The sequence below is a fragment of the Lactobacillus sp. ESL1191 genome, from assembly GCF_058504435.1.
Genome location: NZ_CP196365.1, coordinates 52,501 through 76,210 on the forward strand (window position 1 = coordinate 52,501; position 23,710 = coordinate 76,210).

General features: G+C 42.7%; 25 protein-coding genes, 3 tRNA genes, 2 rRNA genes and 1 pseudogene (1 of these 31 cut by a window edge). 13 read left to right on the forward strand and 18 right to left on the reverse strand.

What is annotated here, in order from left to right; all coding sequences use genetic code 11:
• From ACSYSN_RS00300 to ACSYSN_RS00310, 3 genes are all read left to right on the forward strand, one after another.
• Positions 1-2,345, forward strand: a 23S ribosomal RNA gene (locus ACSYSN_RS00300); it begins 566 nt to the left of the window's first position.
• Between the two features lie 84 nt (positions 2,346-2,429).
• A 5S ribosomal RNA gene (gene rrf / locus ACSYSN_RS00305) occupies positions 2,430-2,546 on the forward strand.
• A gap of 11 nt (positions 2,547-2,557) precedes the next feature.
• Positions 2,558-2,630 (forward strand) — tRNA-Asn (locus tag ACSYSN_RS00310).
• Between the two features lie 67 nt (positions 2,631-2,697).
• Here ACSYSN_RS00310 and ACSYSN_RS00315 read toward each other — a convergent pair.
• The 4 genes from ACSYSN_RS00315 to ACSYSN_RS00330 all read right to left on the reverse strand — a co-directional run bounded on the left by ACSYSN_RS00315 (position 2,698) and on the right by ACSYSN_RS00330 (position 4,628).
• Positions 2,698-3,531 (reverse strand): triphosphoribosyl-dephospho-CoA synthase, encoded by an 834-nt coding sequence (locus ACSYSN_RS00315; RefSeq protein ID WP_491712304.1) that lies wholly within the window; start codon positions 3,529-3,531, stop codon positions 2,698-2,700.
• Between the two features lie 9 nt (positions 3,532-3,540).
• The gene (locus ACSYSN_RS00320) at positions 3,541-3,711 is read right to left on the reverse strand and encodes a hypothetical protein (RefSeq protein WP_491712305.1); all 171 of its coding nucleotides are present in this window, start codon (positions 3,709-3,711) and stop codon (positions 3,541-3,543) included.
• 20 nt (positions 3,712-3,731) lie between these two features.
• Positions 3,732-4,076 carry a hypothetical protein gene (locus ACSYSN_RS00325; RefSeq protein WP_491712306.1) on the reverse strand — a complete coding sequence of 115 codons (345 nt, stop codon included), beginning with the start codon at positions 4,074-4,076 and terminating at the stop codon, positions 3,732-3,734.
• A 144-nt stretch (positions 4,077-4,220) separates the two neighbouring features.
• The gene (locus ACSYSN_RS00330) at positions 4,221-4,628 is read right to left on the reverse strand and encodes a LysR substrate-binding domain-containing protein (protein WP_491712869.1); all 408 of its coding nucleotides are present in this window, start codon (positions 4,626-4,628) and stop codon (positions 4,221-4,223) included.
• On the opposite strand from ACSYSN_RS00330, the pseudogene ACSYSN_RS00335 reads away from it, so the two are divergent.
• The 5 genes and pseudogenes from ACSYSN_RS00335 to ACSYSN_RS00355 form a co-directional block, all read left to right on the forward strand.
• Positions 4,621-5,010 (forward strand): annotated as a pseudogene (locus ACSYSN_RS00335) (FAD-binding protein); the annotation flags it as partial. The gene ACSYSN_RS00330 and the pseudogene ACSYSN_RS00335 sit on opposite strands and share 8 nt — an antisense overlap.
• Before the next feature lie 45 nt (positions 5,011-5,055).
• Positions 5,056-5,970 (forward strand): shikimate dehydrogenase, encoded by a 915-nt coding sequence (locus ACSYSN_RS00340; protein ID WP_491712870.1) that lies wholly within the window; start codon positions 5,056-5,058, stop codon positions 5,968-5,970.
• 14 nt (positions 5,971-5,984) lie between these two features.
• Positions 5,985-6,743 (forward strand): type I 3-dehydroquinate dehydratase, encoded by a 759-nt coding sequence (gene aroD, locus ACSYSN_RS00345; RefSeq protein ID WP_491712307.1) that lies wholly within the window; start codon positions 5,985-5,987, stop codon positions 6,741-6,743.
• Between the two features lie 34 nt (positions 6,744-6,777).
• On the forward strand, positions 6,778-8,016 hold the full coding sequence (locus ACSYSN_RS00350; protein ID WP_491712308.1) for an FAD-dependent oxidoreductase: 1,239 nt from the start codon (positions 6,778-6,780) through the stop codon (positions 8,014-8,016).
• Positions 8,017-8,029: 13 nt separating this feature from the next.
• Positions 8,030-9,493 (forward strand): SLC13 family permease, encoded by a 1,464-nt coding sequence (locus ACSYSN_RS00355; RefSeq protein WP_491712309.1) that lies wholly within the window; start codon positions 8,030-8,032, stop codon positions 9,491-9,493.
• 425 nt (positions 9,494-9,918) lie between these two features.
• Here ACSYSN_RS00355 and ACSYSN_RS00360 read toward each other — a convergent pair whose 3' ends face one another.
• Entirely contained in the window at positions 9,919-11,109 is a 1,191-nt protein-coding gene (locus ACSYSN_RS00360) for a hypothetical protein (protein WP_491712310.1), read from the reverse strand.
• Between the two features lie 147 nt (positions 11,110-11,256).
• Between ACSYSN_RS00360 and ACSYSN_RS00365 the strand changes: the two genes are divergently transcribed.
• Both ACSYSN_RS00365 and ACSYSN_RS00370 read left to right on the forward strand, forming a co-directional pair.
• Positions 11,257-12,444, forward strand: coding sequence for a metal-dependent hydrolase family protein (locus tag ACSYSN_RS00365; RefSeq protein ID WP_491712311.1), 1,188 nt, complete (start codon positions 11,257-11,259; stop codon positions 12,442-12,444).
• 10 nt (positions 12,445-12,454) lie between these two features.
• Entirely contained in the window at positions 12,455-13,630 is a 1,176-nt protein-coding gene (locus ACSYSN_RS00370) for an amidohydrolase (protein ID WP_491712312.1), read from the forward strand.
• A gap of 70 nt (positions 13,631-13,700) precedes the next feature.
• Here the strand turns inward: ACSYSN_RS00370 and ACSYSN_RS00375 are convergent, their stop codons facing one another.
• The 5 genes from ACSYSN_RS00375 to ACSYSN_RS00395 form a co-directional block, all read right to left on the reverse strand.
• Positions 13,701-13,934, reverse strand: coding sequence for a cytochrome b5 domain-containing protein (locus ACSYSN_RS00375; RefSeq protein WP_317637544.1), 234 nt, complete (start codon positions 13,932-13,934; stop codon positions 13,701-13,703).
• 88 nt (positions 13,935-14,022) lie between these two features.
• Positions 14,023-14,892: a lysophospholipid acyltransferase family protein gene (locus ACSYSN_RS00380; protein ID WP_491712313.1), complete on the reverse strand. Its 870-nt coding sequence runs from the start codon at positions 14,890-14,892 to the stop codon at positions 14,023-14,025.
• The gene (locus tag ACSYSN_RS00385; RefSeq protein WP_491712314.1) at positions 14,889-15,836 is read right to left on the reverse strand and encodes a glycosyltransferase family 8 protein; all 948 of its coding nucleotides are present in this window, start codon (positions 15,834-15,836) and stop codon (positions 14,889-14,891) included. The genes ACSYSN_RS00380 and ACSYSN_RS00385 overlap by 4 nt, the downstream gene beginning before the upstream one ends.
• Before the next feature lie 23 nt (positions 15,837-15,859).
• Positions 15,860-16,699, reverse strand: a complete 840-nt coding sequence (locus ACSYSN_RS00390; RefSeq protein WP_491712315.1) for a glycosyltransferase — start codon at positions 16,697-16,699, stop codon at positions 15,860-15,862.
• 11 nt (positions 16,700-16,710) lie between these two features.
• A complete protein-coding gene (locus ACSYSN_RS00395) occupies positions 16,711-17,475 on the reverse strand; it encodes a lysophospholipid acyltransferase family protein (protein WP_491712316.1) in 765 nt (254 codons plus the stop codon).
• Positions 17,476-17,519: 44 nt separating this feature from the next.
• Between ACSYSN_RS00395 and ACSYSN_RS00400 the strand changes: the two genes are divergently transcribed.
• Positions 17,520-17,738 carry a hypothetical protein gene (locus ACSYSN_RS00400; RefSeq protein ID WP_491712317.1) on the forward strand — a complete coding sequence of 73 codons (219 nt, stop codon included), beginning with the start codon at positions 17,520-17,522 and terminating at the stop codon, positions 17,736-17,738.
• A gap of 30 nt (positions 17,739-17,768) precedes the next feature.
• Here ACSYSN_RS00400 and ACSYSN_RS00405 read toward each other — a convergent pair whose 3' ends face one another.
• From ACSYSN_RS00405 to ACSYSN_RS00425, 5 genes are all read right to left on the reverse strand, one after another.
• Positions 17,769-18,494, reverse strand: a complete 726-nt coding sequence (locus ACSYSN_RS00405) for a DUF4097 family beta strand repeat-containing protein (protein WP_491712318.1) — start codon at positions 18,492-18,494, stop codon at positions 17,769-17,771.
• A gap of 244 nt (positions 18,495-18,738) precedes the next feature.
• Positions 18,739-19,521 carry a DUF4097 family beta strand repeat-containing protein gene (locus ACSYSN_RS00410; protein ID WP_491712319.1) on the reverse strand — a complete coding sequence of 261 codons (783 nt, stop codon included), beginning with the start codon at positions 19,519-19,521 and terminating at the stop codon, positions 18,739-18,741.
• Positions 19,522-19,539: 18 nt separating this feature from the next.
• Positions 19,540-20,463, reverse strand: a complete 924-nt coding sequence (locus ACSYSN_RS00415; RefSeq protein WP_491712320.1) for a DUF4097 family beta strand repeat-containing protein — start codon at positions 20,461-20,463, stop codon at positions 19,540-19,542.
• Entirely contained in the window at positions 20,463-21,104 is a 642-nt protein-coding gene (locus ACSYSN_RS00420; protein WP_491712321.1) for a DUF1700 domain-containing protein, read from the reverse strand. The genes ACSYSN_RS00415 and ACSYSN_RS00420 overlap by 1 nt, the downstream gene beginning before the upstream one ends.
• On the reverse strand, positions 21,088-21,411 hold the full coding sequence (locus tag ACSYSN_RS00425; protein ID WP_491712322.1) for a PadR family transcriptional regulator: 324 nt from the start codon (positions 21,409-21,411) through the stop codon (positions 21,088-21,090). Before ACSYSN_RS00425 ends, ACSYSN_RS00420 begins: the two co-directional genes overlap by 17 nt.
• 141 nt (positions 21,412-21,552) lie before the next feature.
• On the opposite strand from ACSYSN_RS00425, the gene ACSYSN_RS00430 reads away from it, so the two are divergent.
• Positions 21,553-22,041, forward strand: a complete 489-nt coding sequence (locus tag ACSYSN_RS00430) for a zeta toxin family protein (RefSeq protein ID WP_491712323.1) — start codon at positions 21,553-21,555, stop codon at positions 22,039-22,041.
• 52 nt (positions 22,042-22,093) lie between these two features.
• Here the strand turns inward: ACSYSN_RS00430 and ACSYSN_RS00435 are convergent.
• The 3 genes from ACSYSN_RS00435 to ACSYSN_RS00445 form a co-directional block, all read right to left on the reverse strand.
• Positions 22,094-22,169 (reverse strand) — tRNA-Lys (locus tag ACSYSN_RS00435).
• Between the two features lie 246 nt (positions 22,170-22,415).
• The gene (locus tag ACSYSN_RS00440) at positions 22,416-22,697 is read right to left on the reverse strand and encodes a SemiSWEET family transporter (protein ID WP_491712324.1); all 282 of its coding nucleotides are present in this window, start codon (positions 22,695-22,697) and stop codon (positions 22,416-22,418) included.
• Between the two features lie 63 nt (positions 22,698-22,760).
• Positions 22,761-22,833: transfer RNA gene (locus tag ACSYSN_RS00445), tRNA-Lys, on the reverse strand.
• A gap of 137 nt (positions 22,834-22,970) precedes the next feature.
• Here ACSYSN_RS00445 and yycF point away from each other — a divergent pair.
• Complete coding sequence (gene yycF / locus ACSYSN_RS00450; protein ID WP_491712325.1) at positions 22,971-23,696, forward strand: response regulator YycF; 726 nt, start codon at positions 22,971-22,973, stop codon at positions 23,694-23,696.
• Positions 23,697-23,710 lie beyond the last annotated feature (14 nt).

Genomic DNA, 23,710 nt, shown 5'->3' on the forward strand with positions numbered 1-23,710 from the left:
AGTCAGAGCCCGTTAAGGGGTAATGGCGTGCCTTTTGTAGAATGAACCGGCGAGTTACGTTAATTAGCGAGGTTAAGTCCAAAAAGGACGGAGCCGGAGCGAAAGCGAGTCTGAAGAGGGCGAGTAAGTTAGTGGATGTAGACCCGAAACCAAGTGACCTACCCATGACCAGGTTGAAGGTGCGGTAAAGCGCACTGGAGGACCGAACCCACGTAAGTTAAAAATTGCGGGGATGAGTTGTGGGTAGCGGTGAAATTCCAAACGAACTTGGAGATAGCTGGTTCTCTCCGAAATAGCTTTAGGGCTAGCCTGGTGCGAGGATGATCATGGAGGTAGAGCTCTGTTTGGACGAAGGGCCCATCAAGGGTTACTGAATTCAGATAAACTGCGAATTCCATGGATCAAAGCACTGGAGTCAGACTGCGAGTGATAAGATCCGTAGTCGAAAGGGAAACAGCCCAGATCACCAGTTAAGGTCCCAAAATCTATGCTAAGTGGAAAAGGATGTGGAGTTGCGTAGACAACTAGGATGTTGGCTTAGAAGCAGCCATCATTAAAAGAGTGCGTAATAGCTCACTAGTCGAGTGACTTTGCGCCGAAAATTTACCGGGGCTAAGCATAGTACCGAAACTGTGGATGTGTAGTAATACACGTGGTAGGAGAGCGTTCTAAGGGCGGAGAAGCTTAACCGAGAGGATAAGTGGAGCGCTTAGAAGTGAGAATGCCGGTATGAGTAGCGCAAGATAGGTGAGAATCCTATCCGCCGAAAGACTAAGGTTTCCTGGGGCAGGCTCGTCCGCCCAGGGTAAGTCGGGACCTAAGGCAAGGCCGAAAGGCGTAGTCGATGGACAACAGGTAGAAATTCCTGTACTGCGTTAGATCGTTAAAAACGAAGGAGGGACGCAGGAGGCAAAGAACGCATGGCGCTGGAAGCCCATGTTTAAACGATAAGTGTGGAGAAGAGTCAAATGCTTTTTTCCGGAAAGCACAAGTCGTGATGAGGAGCGAAATTAAAGTAGCGAAGGTTCTAGAGTCACACTGCCAAGAAAAGCTTCTAGTGAGAGCTAACGTACCCGTACCGCAAACCGACACAGGTAGTCGAGTGGAGAACACTAAGGTGAGCGAGAGAACTCTCGTTAAGGAACTCGGCAAAATAGCCCCGTAACTTCGGGAGAAGGGGTGCTGGTGTAAGAGCCAGCCGCAGTGAATAGGCCCAAACAACTGTTTATCAAAAACACAGGTCTCTGCAAAGTCGAAAGACGACGTATAGGGGCTGACACCTGCCCGGTGCTGGAAGGTTAAGGAGAGAGGTTAGCGTAAGCGAAGCTTTGAACTGAAGCCCCAGTAAACGGCGGCCGTAACTATAACGGTCCTAAGGTAGCGAAATTCCTTGTCGGGTAAGTTCCGACCTGCACGAAAGGTGTAATGATTTGGGCACTGTCTCAACGAGAGACTCGGTGAAATTATAATACCCGTGAAGATGCGGGTTACCCGCGACAGGACGGAAAGACCCCATGGAGCTTCACTGCAATTTGATATTGAGTAGCTGTTAAACATGTACAGGATAGGTAGGAGCCAGAGAAGATAGTACGCCAGTATTATCAGAGGCAATGTTGGGATACTACCCTTGTTTGATGGCTGCTCTAACCAGGGCCTCTAAGCGAGGCATGGGACAGTGTCAGATGGGCAGTTTGACTGGGGCGGTCGCCTCCTAAAGAGTAACGGAGGCGCCCAAAGGTTCCCTCAGAATGGTTGGAAATCATTCACAGAGTGTAAAGGTATAAGGGAGCTTGACTGCGAGAGCGACAACTCGAGCAGGGACGAAAGTCGGGCTTAGTGATCTGGTGGTACCGCATGGAAGGGCCATCACTCAACGGATAAAAGCTACCCTGGGGATAACAGGCTTATCTCCCCCAAGAGTTCACATCGACGGGGAGGTTTGGCACCTCGATGTCGGCTCGTCGCATCCTGGGGCTGAAGTAGGTCCCAAGGGTTGGGCTGTTCGCCCATTAAAGCGGCACGCGAGCTGGGTTCAGAACGTCGTGAGACAGTTCGGTCCCTATCCGTCGTGGGCGTTGGAAATTTGAGAGGAGCTGTCCTTAGTACGAGAGGACCGGGATGGACATACCGCTGGTGTACCAGTTGTTCTGCCAAGGGCATAGCTGGGTAGCTACGTATGGAAGGGATAAGCGCTGAAAGCATCTAAGTGCGAAACCCCCCTCAAGATGAGATTTCCCATACGAAAGTAGTAAGACACCTCAAAGACGATGAGGTAGATAGGCTAGGAGTGGAAGAGCCGTGAGGTTTGGAGCGGACTAGTACTAATCAGTCGAGGACTTGACCAAAGCGAGTGCAAGCTAAAGATTGGGGAAGGGAATTTTCGAAGGATTATATTTAGTTTTGAGTGTAAAAACTCAAAAAGAGAAAAGTACGGTGGCAAGAGCAAGAAGGAAACACCTGTAACCATGCCGAACACAGCAGTTAAGCTTCTTAACGCCGAGCGTAGTTGGTGGGAGACTGCCTGCGAGGGTAGGACGCTGCCGTGCTTTTTTAATATTCCGGCTTAGCTCAGTTGGTAGAGCGCTTGACTGTTAATCAAGATGTCGTCAGTTCGAGTCTGACAGCCGGAGCAAGTAAGAGAAGAGGACCCCCAGGTCCTCTTTTTTGCGTGGATAAATATAAGTTGCGGAGATAAAGTTAGCTTCGCTTTTTCAGATATCCACGTTCAAGGGCAACAAAAATTGTGACGATTAAAAGATCGGCACAGCCGCCTAGGCTGTAATTATTAGCCAAACATTCAGCGTTAAGTTGTAAGAGTTTTTGCCTTCCTTCAGTAGTGGCATAGCCGCCTGCGGTTAGATATGCTGCCGCTTTTTTGTGCAACCATCGAATTGTGTCATAACTACCAGCGCGTTTAATAAAGTTGCTGTCTTCTGTTACAGTGGCAATCTTCATCAGTGTATCTAGGAACCTGGTCTGAAAGCTTCCCGTGCTGTTTTTTAAGAATGGTAGAGCAGTATCACGGACGACTGGATAGCCCTGTTCAGCTTGAGCGCGAGCACCACCGGCTCCGTACTGGTAAAATTCCTGTTCGCCAGCTGTTTTAAGTTGGTTATTTTGCACTAAGTCATGTTTCACCAAGCCGTTGCACATCTTCTGGATAGTAGTAAATAACCCGGTATGGTTTGTCGTGCAGTAACTTTCAGCACAGACAAAAATGCCGAGAGCGAAAATCGCACCTTTATGAGTATTGATTCCATTAGTTGCAGTTACCATTTTTTGTTCAGCTGTACTGCCTTTTTGCCGCAATTGGAAAAACAATTGGGTAAGGTCCGTCTTAGTGAAGGTTCGTCCAAGCATTTCTGCGTTGGCAAAGTATTCTTCTAGGCTCAGGCTACTATTGACGAAAGTATAAACATCCATGTCTGGGTGTGGCCCCTGGTTGAGTGGATCAACTAGGCCAGGCTTGGGTAGAGTAACAAGTTCGTATAGAAGTGCTTTCAGCGCATTTTGGGTAATTGAATTAGTCATAAGGGTATTTTAACTTTTAGCAGTTATTTTGTGAACAATTTCTTCAGCAGACTCAATTGATGTAATATTTCCGATGTCTGCTGAAATATCAGTGTATCCGTTATTTAAGTCACCGTTAAGCATACCGTTGATTAATCCTTGGTAACCGCTAGCAGCGCTAAAAACTTCGTTTGGGCTCATGCCGATTTTTGTCTTCTTAGCTAGCCTGATTGGAAGTGCTCCGGGCAGTGAAAAATGGTTCTTGTAGGTAGTTTAAAGTCCACTAATTCCGCATCAGTGGTTTTAATTACCAGATTTTTGATTATTTTTGTAGTAGGTGTTTCTTTTGAAATTGCAAAAATGGTTTTTAAAAATACACCCTGCGCACCTAGCTTTAACGCTTCGTTTAAAGCGTTTGAAAGAGTAGTATCATAGCCAGCTAAAACTGGCACTGGCCCGGTAACTTCTACAAACTTGGGCAAGTCGTTTTTGCTTTTACAAATTAGAATGTCACAATCATTAACAATCGCAGTCTTTATGTCGGAAATTTTGTTGATGACTTGCATAAGATACCAAGAGTACCAGCTTCTGTGATACTTGCGACCATTTTTCCGTTGGTAAGTGTGTGTATTGGTTCATGGACAATTGGTAGTTTGGTACCTAATGATTGACAAATTGTATTCATTAATTTAATTCTTTCCTAAATGCTACTAAATTAAAATATTATCGACAGTTTCTTGAATTTCTAGTTTATTTCTTTTCAGAAAATCGATAAAGTCTAGTATTTCCGGCGAGAACGTCTGATTAGGATCATAGACTAGGTATACTTGTCGAGTATTTTTTGGCAAATCAAGTTTGATTTTATGAATATCAAAACCACTCAGGTAAATTGTTTTAGCTACTATGCCAACAATGTTATTAACTAAGACTTGGCCTGCAATTGCTAGTTCATCGTGTAAACGGTTAGTAATCTGTAGGTTAGATGCATGAGCAAGCAAGGCGTTGGTGATATCTTGACCAATTTGAATTTTTTGGGAATAGGTAATAATAGATTCACCTTGTAACTCTTCTGGTGTTATTTGTTGAATTTTAGCTAGGTTACTTTCTTGAGAAACAATGGCAGGTTATGCCGATAGCGTCAAAACTGGTAATGACCCTGAATTTGGTCGTTTGGCCAAGTTTATGCACCAATATGAGGGTGCTACCTACTATGTGATTGAACAGAAATTGCGTTTCTGAACTACCTTGGGCGGCTACGAAGTCAACAAGCAAATGCAGCTTTTAAATAATGACTTTCATTCAGTTGATAATTTTTATGCAGCGGGTGAAATTGTTGGTGGCGCAAACGGGCATGATTCAATGCCAAGCATGATGAACTCTTGGAGCTACGCCTCCGGTTTTGTTGCCGGAACAGCAGCAGCCGACAATAGCAATAATTACCCGGTGGTTTTGACTGAAACACCGATAGTTGACACCGTTTCAGGTGCATCGACTAGATAATAAAGTTACTCAAAATTTTTATGTTTTTAATAAAGGAGAAAAATGATGGCTAATAAAATTACTGGTGTTAATGGTCCAATTACTGGTTGGTTAGACGGACATACGTATCTGATCGGCTTGATGGCATACCCAATTCGGCATTCAATGTCACCCACAATGCACAACAATGCATTTGCAAAACTAGGTCTAAACTATACTTACCTATGTTTTGAAATTGGCAACGACAAGCTTAAGGGGGCCGTTGATGCGATTCGTACGCTCGACATGCGTGGTTCGAACGTTTCGATGCCAAATAAAAAAGAGGTTATTAAGTATCTTGACAAGTTGTCGCCGGCTTCGGAAATGTGTGATGCCGTTAATACAATTGTGAACGACGATGGCGTTTTAACGGGCTACACGACTGATGGTATTGGTTTTGTTCAATCACTTAAGGATGAAGGAATCTCAATTGCAGGTAAAGTAATGACCCTAACCGGTGCTGGCGGTGCGGCCACCCCAATCGCTGTTCAATCGGCTCTTGATGGTGCCAAGGAAATAAGAATGTTTAACATCAAAGATGATAAGTGGGCCCAGGCTGAGAAGAATGTGAAGACTATTCAGGAAAAGACCGACTGCAAAGTTTCATTGACTGAATTAAATGACCAAGCTGCGTTTAAGCAATCAATCGCTGAAAGCGATATTTATTGTGATGCGACAAGTGTTGGTATGAAACCACTGGAAGATAAGACCCTAGTTTCAGACCCTTCCTGGTTCCATAAAGATATGGTTGTCTTTGATACAGTTTATGCGCCAAGAACAACGAAGTTGATGAAGGTTGCACAAGAAGCGGGCGTTGAACATGTCTTTGATGGGATTGGTATGATGATTGATCAAGGTGCTGCATCGTTCAAGTTGTGGACTGATAAAGATATGCCTACTGATTACATTCGGGAAATAATGTTTTCCGATGAAAACAAGTAGTTGGGGATAAGAAAATGGCTACTGTAAAAATAAGAAACGTTGTGCTGGGTGAAGGTTTGCCCAAAATTGCCGTACCCAACGTGGGCAGTAATGGAGACGAAATTTTAACTTCAGCTAGGGAGATTGTTGCTGCTAAGCCTGACCTAATGGAATGGCGAATTGATTATTATTCTGCTGGTGTTAAAGACACTGCTAAATTAATTGATACTGCACAGAAATTGCGTCAGACAGTCGGTGAATTACCCATTTTAGTCACGTTTAGAACCAAGAATGAGGGTGGCGTCTGTGCTTTAAGCGAAGAGAAGTATCTTAATCTTGTTGAGCATGTGATTACTAACCGCCTTGGCGATGCAGTGGATATTGAACTTTTCCACGATGAAAAGCGGGTCAAGGTTCTCATTGAATTGGCCCACGATTATAACGTTACCGTAATCATGAGCAACCATGACTTTGAAAAGGTACCAGCAAAAGATGTTATTGAGTTTCGCCTGCAGAAGATGGCGGATCTTGGTGCAGATATACCCAAACTTGCCTGCATGTCCCATACTGCTACTGATGTGCTGATATTGCTTACAGCAACCAGCGAAATGCACGAAAAAATTGCCAATCCGCTGATCACGATGGCAATGGGAGATATTGGTAAGGTGACTAGGATAGCTGGTCAAGTCTTTGGTTCAAGTCTATCGTTTGGAGCAGTGGGCAAAACATCAGCTCCTGGTCAACTTTCGATTGAAGACTTGCGTGCAGCGGAAGACTATCTAGCACTACATTAGATAAATAGTTACAAAAAAGAAGGGAGGGAAAATAATGGAAAGAGTAATTAAATATGATGTTGCAATCGTTGGAGGAGGTGCAGCTGGCATTGCTGCAACCCTGGCAGCTATTGAAGTTGGTGCAAAAACAATTTTAATTGAACGTGAACCGGCCTTAGGGGGCCAGGGTGTTAATTCACAAGTAGCATCCTACTGCGGCTTTTATACTCGCGGGCAAAATCCAGACAAAGCAGTTGGTGGAATAGGTAACTTGATTTTAAGTGAGATGAGTAAGGCAGGTATGGATGTGGTTCCACATCCTTCGCCTTCAACTGGTAACGTATCTATTAAGTTTGACCCTGAATTAATGAAAATCATCTTTGATGATTTGTTGTTTCATAGTAAAGCGGATGTACTATTACATACAACTTTAATCGGTGTTAATAAAAAAGAAAAAGAGTTTCAAAGTTTGACTTGCATTGATGATGAGGGCCTGCTTGAGATTAAAGCAAAGTCGTTTGTTGATGCAAGTGGTAACGGTAATTTACTTCATTTGGCAGGTTTAAAAACTAACTGGGGCGATAAGAAGACGCACCTTGTTCAACAAGCTTCGCTAGTTTTTAGGCTAGGTAATATTCCTGCTAGAGCCATCCCAATGAATGAAATTGAAGCTGCAATTAAAAAAGGCAAAGAAAAAGGTGTCCTTATCAAAAATACTGAAGATACGAATGGATTTCTAACTTTGCCTAGCATTAACCTAGAATCGCTGTCTGGAGACAAACTTACTAAAGCTGAAATTGAACTCAGGAAAAAAGTGCAAAGCTATTTTATTGTTGTTAAAAAGTTTATTAAAGGTTGCGAAAATGCAACTTTGCTCAGTTCGGGGCCAGTGTTAGGAATTCGTGAATCCCGCAGGATGATTGGTGATATTACACTATCTGGTGCGGATATCTTAAACACCGTTAAAAGAGCAGACAGTATTGGACGAGCAGCTTGGAGCCCAGAAATTCATCATGCTAATAATCGATTAGAGTATCAGCATATGCCGGATAATGATTACGCCAGTATTCCTCTTGGTTCACTGAAAGCAACAAATAGCAGTAATCTTTGGGGTGCAGGACGCCTGATTTCTGTTGATCATACTGCCCAAGCTTCTGTTAGAGTAATGGGTACCAGTTTCGCTACTGGTCAAGCAGCTGGTGTGGCAGCCAGTCTCCAATGTATAACAGGTAAAGAAAATGTTTCTGTTAATGAGGTTCAGCAAGAACTCAGAGCACAGGGTGCTTTGTTATAGAGGAGAAGATGAGATGAGCAAGCAGAAAAAAACATATTTATCTTTAGTAATTTCTTTTTTGATCGTATTGATTTTTGGCACAATACTACCAGCTGGCAATGGACTGACACATGAAGGCTTATGGACTTTAGGGATTTTTATTGCTGCCTTAGTAATGTGGACTACAATCTCTATTTCTTGGCCTGGACTAATTGTTCTATTCCTGATCGGGTTACTACCGAGTGTGGGCTATCAAAATGCTTTTAGCGGAACGTTTGGTAATTCAACTCTTGCTTTTTTGATTTTTACATTTGCCTTGGTTTATCTATTATCGCAAACTAGTTTCATTAGAAGATGTACGCTCGCCCTGATTACTAATCCGTTTGCCAGAAAGAGCCCGTGGAGATTCGTGATCTTCTTATTTACGGCTATTACTTTTTTGGGCTTATTTATTTCACCAACTGTTTTAATGGTAACTTTTATGCCGTTCCTGATTGATATTTTCAAGGTACTGCATATTGAAAAAGGTAGTAAAATTGGTAGCATGATTACTATGGGATCAGTTTTCTGTATTAATCTTTCTTCTGGTATGACTGCAATTGCTCATGTTTGGCCAACTTTAGCTATTGGATTTTATAAGGGGGCAACTGGAAAAGAAATTTCACAGTTTCAATACATGTTAGTTGGTATTCCCTTAGGAATTTTGATTATTATTGGAATGATTTTGATTTTTCGTTTTGTTTATCGCCCTACTGGTATGAATGAGATTAATTTAAATTCTGTTGAAAAGTTAAAAGGAACAATCAGTCCGGCCAATCAGAAAGAAAAAATTATTTTAGCTACGATGCTTTTGACCGTTGTTCTTTGGGTGGTTCCAAGCTTTATTAAGGGAATCTTACCAACGGTCTATACTACTATAAATGGATGGACAACAGCTTTCCCGCCTTTGCTAGGCTGTATCATATTGATGCTCGTTAATATTGATGGAAAGAGTATTTTAAATTTCAACGAAGTTACAACTAAGGGAATATCGTGGGCATCTGTTTTGATGGTTGGTGTCGCTAGTGAATTAGGAAATATATTGACTGCTAAGCCAATGGGCATTGAAACGTGGTTAACTAATGTCTTAAGTCCTATTGCTAAAGGCTTACCAGAAATTTTACTGGTTTTATTCTTTGTTATTTGGAGTGTTGTTGAAACTAACTTCTCTTCAAGTATAGTGACTACAACAATTGTTTCTTCTGTAGCAATTTCTGTGGTAGGTTCTTTAAGTGGTACTGCAAATGGCATTAATTTAGCTGCAACCATAGCATTAATTGGGTTCGGTGTGGGTATTTCCAATATGACACCTGCAGGACAAGCTGGTGTGAATCCAATTGCAATTGGAACAGAATATACATCTGCTAAGGATATGTTGATCTGGGGAGGAATTTTTGCTGTCATATCAATTATTTTGATAACATTTGTGGGCTATCCTTTAGCTAAATGGCTGATATAAATTAATTACCTTTCTAGATATTTTTTAATGTAGTAATTCTAATAGTTTTAAATGATAAGCTCATAAATTACAAAAACTTGTTTTCAGACTAATCAAAAAACGGCGAATTTTGAAATGCTCTATATAATTAAGTATTTCTTGTTCGGTGTTTTTTATTTGTTGATTATCCAAATTGGACAGAAGACAATAACAATATCCGCAGAATTAGGCCACAGGTTGGACTAATAATTCTATTTTTATTGTTGACTGAACTTGCTTTTGGATGCTGTTAAGGTTTAGCAAACCTTATAAGTCTAATGACTTTCAGACCGAAGCAATCGATCTTAATTCAATAAATAAAAACACCAGCTAGATTATACTAGCTGGTGTTTACTAATTGGCCTGTTTAGGAATTTTAAAAGTAGTACTCTTGTTTATGCGGTTTTTTACAGCAACTTTAAAAAGATTGAAGCAATAATGATCGAAGCTACTGATACCGTGGCAAAACCGCCAACCAGCATCTTAGGCATCATGTGATCAATCAGGTAAGCTTCTTCGTTCTTGCTGCCGGCAACTTCATGGGCAACCTCCTTGGTAATGATGTAGTCCGCTGGGAAGCCGCACAAGGACGTAAGTGAACACGCATAGGCCATTTGCCAGGTCATTTTAAAGGGTTTGGCTAGTAAACTGGAAGCGATCAGCATCCCCAGTAAGCCAAGAACGATTAAGACAAGAATTTGACCGATAATTGTGCCCATTTGCTGAGGCGTGGTAATACTCAGTTGAGCAAAGATATATGCCATTAGACCATACATCAACCAATTAAAGACGCCGGCCTTATTTAAAACATCTGACTCTAAAAAGCCAAATTGGTGGGCCAGAACACCAAAGATTAAGCAAACTACATTCGAATTCAGGTCAATATGAGCGTAGTTTTTTAGCAGAAAGGAAAAACCGTTACTTAACAAGGCAATTAAGGCGACCTTTGCCAAAATAAAGGCAGAAGTCTGATATTTTGCTGGTAATTTTTGGAAGAGACTTTTATCTTGCATACTTGTTGTTGAGGCGGTATTGGTCACTTGCTCTTTCACTGGGTGTTGCTGATATTCAGTAACTAAGCGGCCCCCCTCTTTTTTCAATAACCAAGAAATGAGCGGATAACCGAATAGGGAGTGGAGGACAAACATAGAGACTGGCAGGGCCACAAGGTATTGGATACCTTGTGCTTTTAAACCATCAGTCATAAGCAAGGCCGAAACTAGTCCCCCAGTCAATGGCGGAATAGCAGCTACAACAGTATGCCAGTTAAAAATCGCCGTGCCAATCGTCAAAGTTAAGATTAAAGTTCCGCAAACACCTAGCAGGGCGATACAAACAGCCCGCCACTGTTGTAAAAGTTCTTTTAGACTCATCAAAGTACCCAGGTGGACAAGCAGTAAGCCAACACAAATTGTGCTAAAGTTGGTGTTAAATGAGGCAGTTGCGACAATATCTTTTGGTAAGATTGTCCAGTAACCTACTACAAACAAAGCAGCCGTCAAAAAAACGGAAGGAATATATGTATGTGTCAACGAAGACACCCATTCTCCAAGCATTAGGAAAAGCATTACGACTAAAAATGCGATGATATATTGCATAACTGTAACCTCACTATCATTCATTCGAAATTGAACATATGATACCTAACTCAAAAAGTTAAGTCAATAAAAACTTAAAATAAAATTGACTTTCTTTTAAAATATTATTATTATTGGTTAAAATATTTAACATTAAGGAGAATTTTTATGACTAGCACACTTTTTCACCATTTTTTATTATTCGACGGAACCAAGGAAGAACTTCGACCAAATGCCTGGCTGGTGGTCGATGATCAAACCGGTAAGATTACTGCATCCGGAGCGGATAATTCGCCCTTAGCTGATCATAGTGTTGATTTGGGTGGTAAGTACGTTATGCCCGGCTTAATCAACTGTCACACCCACGTTACGATGGATTCGACTGCTAGCGATGGCGACACAACTGCCAATGTAGTAACCTCAACCGTGCGAGCAGTTAAAAACTTGCACACGCTGTTAAAGTCAGGCGTTACTTATATTCGGGAATGCGGCAGTACTTATGATATTGACATTACCTTAAGCAAATTGGTGGCAGCTGGCGCAATTAGCCAGGCCCCAGAGATTTTGCCATCTGGCGAGGCTTATTCCATGACAGGCGGCCACGGCGATCTTCCTAACTTTAGCCGCTTAGTTGATTCTACAGATGAGATGCGCAAGGCTGTTCGTCAGGGTCAAAAACGCGGCGCCAAAGCGATCAAGGTAATGGCTACCGGCGGCGTGATGACTGAGAACGACTTTATGCATGATCCGCAATTGAGCACTGCTGAAATTAGTGTGGCGGTTGAAGAAGCCCACCACAAGAACAACATTGTAGCAGCCCATGCCGAAGGCAATCCGGGCATTATGAACGCCATTAAAGCAGGCGTTGATTCCATCGAACATGGCTTCTATGTTAATGATGAAGAGATTGATTTAATGCTGCAGCAGCATACTTACTTGACGCCAACAATTATTGCCGACTGGGCAATTCCCAAATATGGTCACGGTATTCTACCCGAATGGGAAATTAAAAAGGCTGCCGATGCTTTTGATGACTTGTGCAAGAATATTGCCCATGCCCACAAGCGGGGCGTTGCCGTTACTTTAGGGACAGATGCTGGTACGCCTTTTAATGGATTTGATAAGACACCAGTGGAATTTGAGCTGATGGTCAAAGATGGCTTTAGCAACTACGAAGCTTTGGTTACTTCCTGCCAAAATTCAGCTAAATTGATGAAAATCGATGAAGAATATGGCACGCTCGAGACGGGCAAGTATGCCGATTTTATTGTGTTAGATGAAGATCCACTAGAAGATGTTAAGGCAGTTCAACAAGAAGATAAGGCAGTTTACAAGAAGGGGCAACGGGCTTATTAAGGAGCAAAAAATGGAACAGCAATCATGGTTTGAACTCATTTCCCAAGAGGATCTAATTAAGTGGCGGCGGTATTTTCACCAGCATCCTGAATTGTCCTTCAAGGAAACCGCAACAAGCAAGAAAATCACCGAGATTTTAGAATCATTCGGTCATGTTGAAGTTACCCACCCCACACCGACTAGTGTATTGGGGACGATTACGGGAGACTACCCTGGCAAAAAAATCTTGCTACGTGCTGACATAGATGGCTTGCCTGTAACCGAAGAAACCGGGTTACCATTTGCCTCGCGCAATGACGGTGTAATGCAGGCCTGCGGCCACGATACCCATACTGCAATATTACTCGCGACTACCCAGGTTTTAACGCAATTGCGTTCTCAGTTACATGGGACTGTCCAAGTGATTTTTCAGCATGCTGAAGAACAGGTTCCGGGTGGTGCAAAAGAAATCGTTGCTAGTGGTCTATTACATGACCTAGACGGGGTAATTGGATTGCACATTATGACTGGATTAAAAACTGGTAGTATCAATATTGTTGATGACGGCCCTGTTTCTACGGGGGCGGATGCCTTTGAAGTAACGATTCAGGGTCGTGGCAGCCATGGGTCAATGCCTCAAGAGGGTGTCGACCCGATTACTGTAGGTACTGAGATCGTTAACCAACTGCACACGATTACTTCGCGGTTCACTCCACCTAAGGATCTTAATGCTGTAACGGTTGGCAAGTTCAATTCAGGTACAGCTGTTAATGTTTTGCCTGACACAGCTGTTCTTGGCGGAAGTGTACGAACTGTTGATGAAAGTACTAGACAGGCTATTGCTGATAGGATTAAGAAGATTATCAAGAATACATGTGATACATACGGCGCTACATACAAGCTAGACTATCAATTTGCCTATGCCGCAGTGCAGAATGATGCTCGACTAGCACAGTTAGTTAAAAAGAGTGCACTCAAGGTCTTACCCAAAGAGATGGTACCAGAAGGAGCAATGATGAGTGGCAGCGAAGATTTTTCAGCCTACGGTAAGGTTGCCCCGCTTTGCTTCTTTCTGCTTGGCGGAGGAACGGCTGAAGAGGGCTATCCTTATTCCAACCATAGTCCAAAGTTTATAATTAATGAAGCCGCCCTAATCAACGGGGTCAAGACCGAAGTTGCCAGTGTCTTAGAATTGCTAAAGAAATAGTTGCTATTTCTAGTTAAAATAAAAACCAGGTATGCATTGCATACCTGGTTTTTGTTTGGTTAAGTGGTAATTAACCTTCGTAAGTACCAACTTTTTCAAGTTTATCCAAAACGGCCTTACCATGAGGTGCTTGGTTAATTAAATCAGTCATGTCGCTACCGGCAACAGCACCACCAAAGTGAGCACCGTTAGTCCAGTATGAGTTACCGGTTACGTCGTAAACGGCACCATCAATTGCTACATAAGCGGGATTACCGTTCTTACCATCATATTTTGCTAAAGTTTCTTTTGTGAATTTTTCCATTTGAAAAACATACCTTTCTGTAATTAGATTAAAAGACATAATCTAGTAACAGAATAGTCTATATGGAGGGTTAAGTCAAATTATCTGTTTAGTTAGTTGACTGCCGCCAACCGGCAATGTCCCAAGCCGTGAAGCTGTAATCCAGTTTGCGATGGTAAACTTGCTCGTAAGCGGTGACCTTCTGCTGGTAATCTTGCTCCATCATCCATTTGGAATTTTCGTTGACACTTAATTTAGTATTGGGATAAATTGGTGGTAAAACATGTACAATATACTTTGTTTTTAAAAAATCGGGATGTCCCTTTTCCAGCTTATTGCTAGTTTTAATTTCGATAAAAGTGGAAATAATAGGAACATTTTGCAGGGCGGCAAAGTAGTAAGCACCGCGTTGAAACTTGCGCGGCTTTCGGTAATTCCACCACATTTCCTCTTCAGGATAAATCAATACCCAATGGTCATCATTAAGCGCCTCCCGGAGGTGATTCGAAAATTCATGCCCGACGTAGCTTGGGCTTTGGACCAGTGGGATAGTACCAACGTAGTTCATTAAATAGCACAGCAAACCGGGCAGCTTGAGGTTAGTATCCTCAATGGTAATTGATAGGCGGTGGTGTGTCTTACTGGCTAAATGCTTAATAGGGAGCGAGTCGAACTGGTTGAAGTGATTAGCAGTGATAATTGCGCCGCCGCGTGGCAGATCAGTTAAGTTTTCGAACCCCGTAAACTTGGTCGTGGCCGTAAAAAAACGCATTAAAGCGGCAAAAAACAAGTGACCAATACGGTCATTTACTTTGCCTTTAAGGCTGGCTTGATCCTGCCAAAACGTCTCTACCAGCTCCTTACGTTCGTCTAAGGATAGTTCTGGATCACCAACTTCAACCTTGGCATTCCAGTCACCACGTTCGACAGCCGCTTTAATATTTTTAATTACTTGTTCACGGTTGGCACCAATAATCATAAACTGACGGGTCCTTGTTTCTTTACTTGTGCCCAATTGAGCGGATCATTAACAATTTTGTCTTCTTTAGCTAACATCTGGTCGAGCTTGTGGCGGTCGACAGCACGCTGCTTGTCGGTATAGTCTGCCAGTTCGGTCTTTAATTCCTGATCGAATTGGGTATCTTTCGCACTGTCCCAGAAATATTGTTCATATTGAACACCAGTGAAGTGCCATGGCTTAAAAAATAAATTGTAGTGGATGATGCTGGGGGAGGTTAACGGGACGGTATGATCGTTAGGCATGGCATCCCATTTGGGGTCGAGGTGCAGAATACGCTGGTCACAAATTTCGTTTAAATAGTCTTGGTCAGGCGCAATACAGTCAAAGTGGTACTTTTCTAAGAGAGTAGTGAAGTGGTTGATAAAGCCTTCGTCCCGGAGGGCCTGGCAGTTTAAAACGAGGACGCCAGAATTGATGTATTGCTTGGGATCAAGGTCTAAGACGGCCCTAATATAGATAAGCATCTTGTTAACGTATTGAATTGATGAGTCGCTGCAGGCAGCCAAGAGCTGGCTGCCTAAGTGGGTATCATATAAATTGCCGAGATCATCATTGATGATGGTATCACTATCAAGGTAAATTGCTTTGTCGTACTGCGGAAAAAGATTGGGGATAAACAAGCGGAAAAAGATTGACATTGTAAAAAAGTCACCCCGCAAGTAGTTCTCACTGCGGTTTTGGATGGTGGTAACAAGGTCGTCATTAATCGTAAAAAATTCGATATGAACGTTTGGACTTCCAAGCTGGCGTAAGTCCTGCATGTGCTGGTCGGACAGGTCCTGACTCAGGAAATAAACGGTGTAGTCACGCTGGGAGCTGGCATGTTTGACCAAGGAGTTGAGTGAAACTGCAGCATATTTGGTATAGTCGTCGCTGATAGCATAGAAGACAGGTATGGTCATAGATTATTTTTCTCCAATCAAGGTTATTTTTTGACGAGGTTGCCCCTTAAATCAAGGTAACGGTTTAGCAAGTCGTCGTACTCATGCAAATTTAAGACCGCATGGACCCGGTCAACTTCCCAAGGCTTAACGGTTTGGGTATGGAAAACGGGCCAGAAACGAAAGCTGGTAGTAAAGTGTTGGATGACGGTGTCTGCCTGCAATTTGTACTGTTCGTTATAGCGCCGAGGAGCAATTTTCTTTTTTCGGGCAAAGTAATTGAGTGCAGACTGGTCTGGCATCAAGATAGTGTGGGTTTGCAAGAGGCGCCGGACCTTGGCAAACAGCTTGGTCTGGCGAATTTCAGCTAAGTTGAGTAAAAGGACCCCGGAATTGACGTAGTCAAACATTCGATGCTCATGGATGTTGTGGAAAAAGAAGCGGCCCCAATAATCTAAAACGCCAATCAATTCCGTGTCGCTCAAGTCCTGCTGGTAAAAGCTGATGAGACTGCGGCGGACAATTAGGTCAGTGTCAAGGTAAAGGAGATGGTCAGGAAGCTGTGGTACTTCATCCGCAAAAAGTCTGAGCATAGCATAGGGCGTGAAGTGAGTACTCATGTTAGCTAATAAGGGTTCTTGGACAAACAAACTGGTACAATCGATTAATTTTAGCGTATTTTGGGAATTTTGTTTAAGCAAAAGCGTCTTTAAGTAGTCGGCGGCATGTTTGGAAAAGGGACTAAATTTTTTCTTAGCACTTTGGGTATACATGGTCAGGATGTAGATATGAAGTTCTTTTGCTCCGCTGTTTTTTAACAGGGAAAGAATAGCAATCAGAACGCCATCTTCTGCGTTATGGTCGCCGCAAAAAAGAATGTTCATTATATAACTCCTTAAACTAATCTTTGGTATGTGTAGTATTGATAATTGCTCAAGTGTGCCCGCCTTTGCATTGCCGCAGAGATTTGCGTATGTAGCTGTGCCTGTGCCTGTTTTTTGTCTAAGTGTCTATCTGGATAAAAGGGTCCGTCAATGTAGACGGTTATCCGTGGTCGTTTGCCCAAATGGGGACGTGAGTAGGTTGTGGTCATTGTAAAGCTGGGCGCGTGGAGCGCAACAGGGAAGTGCATACTGGTTTTCGTAAATGGCCGAATTTTGGTGTAGTAAGGCCAAACATGCGCTTCAGGATATATTACCACGGTCTTTTTAGCTTGGATAACTTGGGTCACGGCACTGATTAATTTACCAGCTTGCCTAAGGTTTTGTCCTACTGGCAAAGCAAAGTAAGGCAACACAAACTTTCCCAAAATTGGAATGCCCCAATTGGCTGGCGCGCCGATTGCGTAATAATTTTGCCTAGGAACGAGGCTAAGCGGCAACACGATATCGCCAAATGGCTGAGTGTGGTTGCCATAAATGAAGTAACCCTGGTCGCTGACCAGCTGCAGTTTTTCCTTGCCGACAATCTGAATGCGGGCAATTGCCCGCACATAGACCAAACTGATTAAGCCACCGCTTAGCCGGATAATTTTAGCCCAGGTCTTGCTAGCGCTCGTCGCCGGAAAGATAGAGTAGTTGTCAGGCAATTGATAATCCTGCTGCCGACTGACGACTAAGTCATCAGTTAGGTGGTGAAAATAGAATTTGCGCTCCGCCATGAAACCCTTCTTTCAATTAGACTATTAGGTAATTTTATCATGAAATGCACGGGATTAAAAAGAGTGGCTACTGTGGTAGCGGAGGGTCAAATTATCAGAAAAAGCCCTCCAAATATCAAGTAAACGCTAACGATCTTTTACATAAAATTCAAACTGGAATTTATCCGCAAAACTCGATTATTCCGCCTAAAGTAGAGCTGGCTGATCGTTATCAGGTGAGCCTGCCGCAAGCGGAGGACGCTAGTCAAGAAGGTCAAGATTGAACAGGAATTTACGCATTTAATTGGCATGACCTAGTTGATCTTAACCGAACCAGCTGCTGCTAAGACCGTAAGTTTGTTTACACTTGACAGATTCTTACTAAAATGGTGACCGACCCGCTGGCCGTGATAAGTAATTGTGCCGACTGAAGCTGCCAGGTCGTAACCAACGTCTGGACTTTCGGTCAACGAAAGGGAGCCAGCAGTTAGCGTAAGGCGATTTTGTCCGCGTAATTGATGGGTGTCTAACTTGACTGAACCGGCATTTACTTCTGCTTGGATGGTTAGGGTACTATCGCTAATTTTTAAACTGCCAGCATTAAGGACAGCAGTAGTCTTGCGCTGCACTGTCACCTTAGATAAGGTACTCGAGCCGGCATCCATGTCAATATTTAACTCATCAAAGGCAAGTTCGGTCAAGCTGAGGCCACCAGCAGAATTGGAAAAGTCGGCTTGTTTCAGTTGAGCCGCTGCAGGTACCGTGATGATGATACGGGGATAATCGATAAATGACTGGGATTGCAGGTGCTGTCTTTTTTCGATAATCACCAGCTTCTGGTCCGCAACCTCGACCTTAACGGCATCCTTATTTTTACCCATAATAGTGACGCAGTATGCATTGCCAGCATGCATATCGATGCTGAAGGCGGTTGTCTTGACAGCAATATCGGTAAACGCGGGTAGGTTCATCTGCCTGGGATGGGGATCGGTATCTTTATGATGGTCGTTGCTTGAAAAATGATTGATGATTTTGAACATGGTTGAAATTCCACCTTTCTAAGTGTTTAATTGATGTTGCTTTTATTAAACACATATTTTTCAGCCATTACTAGCTCATTTTGGTAAGCGGTCGATAATTACCGTCATCAACCAATTTAGTGTAAGTAAAAGGGCTTGAAACCAACTAAAGCTGATTCGCAAGCCCAAATAGCCACTAACATGTTTAGCCCGATTTTGGGGACTGTTTTTAAGCTAACTTTTGTCCTGGTCAAGTTTGCGGCAGCTAGTTAATCTTGATTGAACCAAAATCCGTCTCTGCTACTAGCTTGTTTTTAGCCGAGGCCTGCACTTCAAAATGGTGCCCCTGATTTTTGCCGTGGTAGGTGATGGGACCAAATGAAGTGGAGAGGGCATAACCGATGTCAGGAGCCTCTGTCATTGATAAGGAGCCCGCATTTAAACTAAGTATACTAGTGCCATGGAATTTACTATGGTCAATCTTAACCGCTCCGGCATCAACTTGAGCCTTAAGGCTCAACTTACTGTGACTAATCTTTAGACTACCGGCATTCATGATTGCTCTTGCCCGGTGCTTCACCGTGATGTCGTTTAAGCTAGCCGCTCCGGCATTTAAGTCTAACCGTAATTCTTGCATAGTCAGGTGGGCGAGGTCGACTCGCCCCGCATGGGCAGTAATCACAACCCGCTTTAGGTGAGTGGCAGCACGTGGCACCGTAATCGTAACTTGAGGATCATCGTTTGCTGGTTGCCGGTGGTAATTTTGCTCGCGAATGACCAGTGTTTGGTTCTTCACCGCTATTTTCAACTGATGCTGGTATTTACCAGAAACTGTCGCATGGTAGCTATAACCGGGACGTAGGTTGATGTTATAGGCTTTAACGTCAGCGTCAACCGTTGAAAACTTAGTCAAACTAACTTGCCGCCCAGCTGTCTCTACTGGGGGGTCATTCTTTCTGCCCCAGCCCGGAATAAAGGCGGTACCAATGCCTAAGAAAATGACCCCAATAATTAGGATAATTAAGGCAAATTTACCAAATTTTTTCATGATATTTTCCTTCCTGGATTAATATATTTTAATGTCGCCGTCACCGCTGGTAACCTTCAGGGTCGGTGCCCGCCTTATCTTCTTGCTATAGTGCCCGCGATAGCGGCGATTACCCAAACGAATATCGTCATCGTCATCAGCTGAAAGGTCATAACTGATACCGGAGCTTTTATCCATTTCGAAATCACCGTCATCCAACTTAAAAGAGGTATTACCAAGGAGCTGGGAGTTGCTGATTGTAGCATCGCCATTAGCAAGCGAGGCTATGAGTTGAAGCTGGCTGCCGGTAATGTTTAGGTCCCCATCACCCAAGTTAAGCCCACCTATTATCGTTGAATCGGTTACCTTCATGTCGCCCTCTTCTAATCTGATGTTGGCTTTTTTGACTTTGACATTGTTCATAGCAAGGTCCCCATCATTTAGGGTTAAGTCAATTGTAGAGATAGCTAGATTGTCTAAGTAGAGGTCACCTTCTTGAGTTTGCCCGATCAGGTCAGTTAACTTAGCAGTAGCTGGGATGGTAATGGTTATATCGTAGCCGTGATGCCATCTAAAGAAAGAATTTTGGGCTACATCAGAAATAAGCAGTTCTTGGTTTTTGACTTTTGCGGTAATTCTTTTGCCTGCGGGGCCGCTGATAGTTACCTGATATTTTTCTCCCTTGGCAATATGAACATCTGGGCGGGAAAGATCAAGGTTGATTTTAGTGAACTGCTTCACTTTAAAACGCTTATTTTCGATTTTGCGCTTGTCCCAGTCATCATCATTGTCATCGTGATCATGATTGTGGTGATGATTGTGGTGATGATGATGTGAGTGAACCCGAAATTCGCTTGATCCCCAGTTGCTAATTTCGCGGTTATGGTCGTGCAGTTTGCCAAAAATTAGTAAAATCAGGCCGATAATTAAAATGACACTGCTAATTTGGTAAAACTTCTTCATTATTTTTTCTCCTGCTCTTTTTTGTTGGTCCTATAGTACTGATTGTTGAAAACTTTCTTGCCCAAATAGCGAATCAGCCTAGTACATTCTGCGATGATAAAGTCAATGGCTTTTCCAATGGCCGGTGTGACAACCATGACCAGACTGCAGATAATTAGCACCGCCCCAATATAGAAGCAGCCGGCAGCCCATTTGCTGGTAAAGAGCAAGGTAAAGGCTTTGACTAAAATGGCACCGCCGCTGATAATTAAAGCTAAGAAGATAGCAACGATTCCGCTGAACAGCCCCAAGCAAAGGGCTAGAACAGCTAGAATAATTGCAAAGAAGGCAATCACTATGGGAATGCCAATCGGTGCAGCACAGATACCAAGCAGAATGTACCAAATTGCTTTGAGATTGAGCTTGGAAGCGTGGTGGGTAGCTTCTTGGCGGGGTTCATCGGTTGTTGAGTAATCAGCTAAAATATTGTGAGCTAGTTGACGTGGGCTACCTAGCTCTTGTTCAATTGTCGACCGTCTGACGAAGTCACTATCAAGTAAGAATTCTCGGTAAAATTCAATCACATCCTGACGATCTTCAGCAGGCAGATCAGCTAAATATTTTTCTAGTTCAAAAATGTAGTCCTCAATTGCTTGTGCCATTGTCTTCTCCTAAGGTCTGGTCGATATTTTTACTGAATTGCTGCCATTCAGTTTGAATGGTTTGTAGTAAGGCAATGCCATCATTAGTGATGTGGTAATAACGCCGATTACGCCCCTGGTAGGGCTCATCATAAGTTTCCAGGCAGCTTTGGCGCTTTAATCGGCGCAGAATTGGATAGACGGTTGATTCGGAAATATTGAAAACCGATTGCACCTTTTGGGTCAGCGCATAGCCATATAGGTCATTCTGCTTGAGGAAGGCCAGGACGGCACCGTCTAATAACCGCGTTGGGATTTGGATTGCCATGCTTTCGCTCCTTTGATATTATAGATAATATAATATTGTAATTTTTAAAAATTAAATATGCAAGGTTAAATTGCATTTTTGTGATAAAAACACCAAGATGTTACCGACCACCATAAAATAAGTGGTTAAAGAGGTGAAAAAATGAAACCAATTCTGATCGTAATTAGGGGTAATTCGGGTAGTGGTAAGACAACCGTGGCAAATATGCTGCAGAAACATTTAGGCTATCATAAATGTCTGCTTTTGCATGAAGATACGTTACGGCGAGATATTCTACATGAAAATGAGAACGCTGCTGCACCAATTGTGAATATGATTAGATTAATGATTGATTTTGGGATGAGAAATTACCAAGTAACTATTTTAGAAGGAATTTTGGTCAACAAAAAATATGGTGAGTTGTTAAAAGAATTAAAAATTAAACTTGGCGAAAACTTTCGGGCATATTATTTAGATGTTCCATTTGAGCAAACAATTCTAAATAATGCACAAAAAAAGCAGCCATTCTCAAGTCAACAATTAAAAAAATGGTGGCTTGATAACGACTACTTGGGTAATTATGAATGCAAGTTGCAAAATCTGGATAAGATTAAGGTGATACAAAAAATCAGCACGGATATCGCTAAATAGTAAGAAAAAGCGCAATAAAAAAGCACCGCCTTCTCGCAGTGCTTCCTTATTTTGGTGGGTGGCCAGGGGCTCGAACCCTGGACCCACGGATTAAGAGTCCGTTGCTCTACCAACTGAGCTAGCCACCCAGGTCAACCTCGTTGACAATTAAACATAATAGCAATTATTTGATTATTTGACAAGCTTTTTAAGTAAAAATACTGTAGCAATAGTTGAGATAGGCATGCGTTTTCTGTCTAGTGCGCCAGTAACTAATCTAAGTCTGATCCTAAAGTAGCAAGGTATGGCCGTTCAACTGCTTACAAGTTAGCTGAACTGGATCGCAAAAATCAGCCATTCATTTGTTAAATGGCTGATTTTGATAATAATTGCTCTTATAATGCGGTCAAAAAAGTTATCAGTCCTAAGACAATTCCGGGTAAATTAGCAATGATCACTGGCCAATCTTTTTCAGCTTTGATTAAGCCATAGCTCACCCATAAGGCACCATTCAACGTAGCACATAATGGTTGAATTGGATTTCCCTTAACCCCAGTAAGATTATTCATAATTTGAGGAATATATGAAACGTACATTAGGATTGAAAACAAGGTGGCACAACGACTGACATAGTAGAGTAAATCATGTTTAATTCGTTTGGTTTTTGTTGGTTCCATTATTTCTTCCTTTTGTTAAACTAAAAACAGCAGCTTTTAGACTGCTGTCTTTTTTAATTATGATGGGTGGCCAGGGGCTCGAACCCTGGACCCACGGATTAAGAGTCCGTTGCTCTGCCAACTGAGCTAGCCACCCAGGTAAGTTTGATAAATTACCAACGAGGACTATTATGCTATTATTTTACTTGAATTGCAAGTTTTTTTATTAAGTTTTCGTGACTTTTTTGGCTAATAAGCCAAAAAACAGTATAATGTAAACAAAGGAGGCTTTTGATGTCAAAGAAAATTCTTGTTGTTGATGACGAAAAACCGATTTCCGATATCATTAAGTTTAATCTGACTAAAGAAGGCTTCGACGTCGACACCGCATACGACGGGGAAGAAGCTATCAAAAAGGTTGATGAGTATAATCCTGATCTGATGATTTTGGATTTGATGTTGCCCAAAAAAGACGGCCTGGATGTTGCCCGCGAAGTCAGGCAAAGCCACGATCTGCCCATCATTATGGTGACAGCTAAGGATACTGAGATTGATAAGGTCTTGGGGCTTGAGATGGGGGCGGATGACTATGTTACCAAACCTTTTTCTAACCGCGAACTGGTTGCCCGGGTCAAGGCTAATTTGCGGCGGCGCAATATTGCAGAGAAAGCTGAAAAAGGCGAAAATGCTGCAGAGGATGCTGCGACTAAGAATATTACGATTGGCAACTTGGTGATTATGCCCAATGCCTATATTGTTGAAAAAGAGGGTAAAAAGATTGAACTTACCCACCGGGAGTTTGAACTCCTCTATTACTTAGCCCAGCACATGGATCAGGTAATGACCCGGGAGCACTTGCTGCAAACGGTCTGGGGCTACGACTACTTTGGTGATGTCCGTACTGTTGATGTGACGGTCCACCGACTACGTGAAAAAATTGAGGATAATCCAATTTTACCGCAGATTTTGGTTACTCGTCGTGGTGTCGGCTACTATGTTAAGCAGCCTACTGAAGACTAATGAAGAAAGCCCGC

Bases quoted from the DNA above. Each gene is read 5' to 3' on its own strand.
- ACSYSN_RS00315 (WP_491712304.1), bottom strand. From the start codon at position 3,531: ATGACTAATTCAATTACCCAAAATGCGCTGAAAGCACTTCTATACGAA.
- ACSYSN_RS00320 (WP_491712305.1), bottom strand. From the start codon at position 3,711: ATGAGCCCAAACGAAGTTTTTAGCGCTGCTAGCGGTTACCAAGGATTA.
- ACSYSN_RS00325 (WP_491712306.1), bottom strand. From the start codon at position 4,076: ATGCAAGTCATCAACAAAATTTCCGACATAAAGACTGCGATTGTTAAT.
- ACSYSN_RS00340 (WP_491712870.1), top strand. From the start codon at position 5,056: ATGGCTAATAAAATTACTGGTGTTAATGGTCCAATTACTGGTTGGTTA.
- aroD (WP_491712307.1), top strand. From the start codon at position 5,985: ATGGCTACTGTAAAAATAAGAAACGTTGTGCTGGGTGAAGGTTTGCCC.
- ACSYSN_RS00350 (WP_491712308.1), top strand. From the start codon at position 6,778: ATGGAAAGAGTAATTAAATATGATGTTGCAATCGTTGGAGGAGGTGCA.
- ACSYSN_RS00355 (WP_491712309.1), top strand. From the start codon at position 8,030: ATGAGCAAGCAGAAAAAAACATATTTATCTTTAGTAATTTCTTTTTTG.
- ACSYSN_RS00360 (WP_491712310.1), bottom strand. From the start codon at position 11,109: ATGCAATATATCATCGCATTTTTAGTCGTAATGCTTTTCCTAATGCTT.
- ACSYSN_RS00365 (WP_491712311.1), top strand. From the start codon at position 11,257: ATGACTAGCACACTTTTTCACCATTTTTTATTATTCGACGGAACCAAG.
- ACSYSN_RS00370 (WP_491712312.1), top strand. From the start codon at position 12,455: ATGGAACAGCAATCATGGTTTGAACTCATTTCCCAAGAGGATCTAATT.
- ACSYSN_RS00375 (WP_317637544.1), bottom strand. From the start codon at position 13,934: ATGGAAAAATTCACAAAAGAAACTTTAGCAAAATATGATGGTAAGAAC.
- ACSYSN_RS00380 (WP_491712313.1), bottom strand. From the start codon at position 14,892: ATGATTATTGGTGCCAACCGTGAACAAGTAATTAAAAATATTAAAGCG.
- ACSYSN_RS00385 (WP_491712314.1), bottom strand. From the start codon at position 15,836: ATGACCATACCTGTCTTCTATGCTATCAGCGACGACTATACCAAATAT.
- ACSYSN_RS00390 (WP_491712315.1), bottom strand. From the start codon at position 16,699: ATGAACATTCTTTTTTGCGGCGACCATAACGCAGAAGATGGCGTTCTG.
- ACSYSN_RS00395 (WP_491712316.1), bottom strand. From the start codon at position 17,475: ATGGCGGAGCGCAAATTCTATTTTCACCACCTAACTGATGACTTAGTC.
- ACSYSN_RS00400 (WP_491712317.1), top strand. From the start codon at position 17,520: ATGCACGGGATTAAAAAGAGTGGCTACTGTGGTAGCGGAGGGTCAAAT.
- ACSYSN_RS00405 (WP_491712318.1), bottom strand. From the start codon at position 18,494: ATGTTCAAAATCATCAATCATTTTTCAAGCAACGACCATCATAAAGAT.
- ACSYSN_RS00410 (WP_491712319.1), bottom strand. From the start codon at position 19,521: ATGAAAAAATTTGGTAAATTTGCCTTAATTATCCTAATTATTGGGGTC.
- ACSYSN_RS00415 (WP_491712320.1), bottom strand. From the start codon at position 20,463: ATGAAGAAGTTTTACCAAATTAGCAGTGTCATTTTAATTATCGGCCTG.
- ACSYSN_RS00420 (WP_491712321.1), bottom strand. From the start codon at position 21,104: ATGGCACAAGCAATTGAGGACTACATTTTTGAACTAGAAAAATATTTA.
- ACSYSN_RS00425 (WP_491712322.1), bottom strand. From the start codon at position 21,411: ATGGCAATCCAAATCCCAACGCGGTTATTAGACGGTGCCGTCCTGGCC.
- ACSYSN_RS00430 (WP_491712323.1), top strand. From the start codon at position 21,553: ATGAAACCAATTCTGATCGTAATTAGGGGTAATTCGGGTAGTGGTAAG.
- ACSYSN_RS00440 (WP_491712324.1), bottom strand. From the start codon at position 22,697: ATGGAACCAACAAAAACCAAACGAATTAAACATGATTTACTCTACTAT.
- yycF (WP_491712325.1), top strand. From the start codon at position 22,971: ATGTCAAAGAAAATTCTTGTTGTTGATGACGAAAAACCGATTTCCGAT.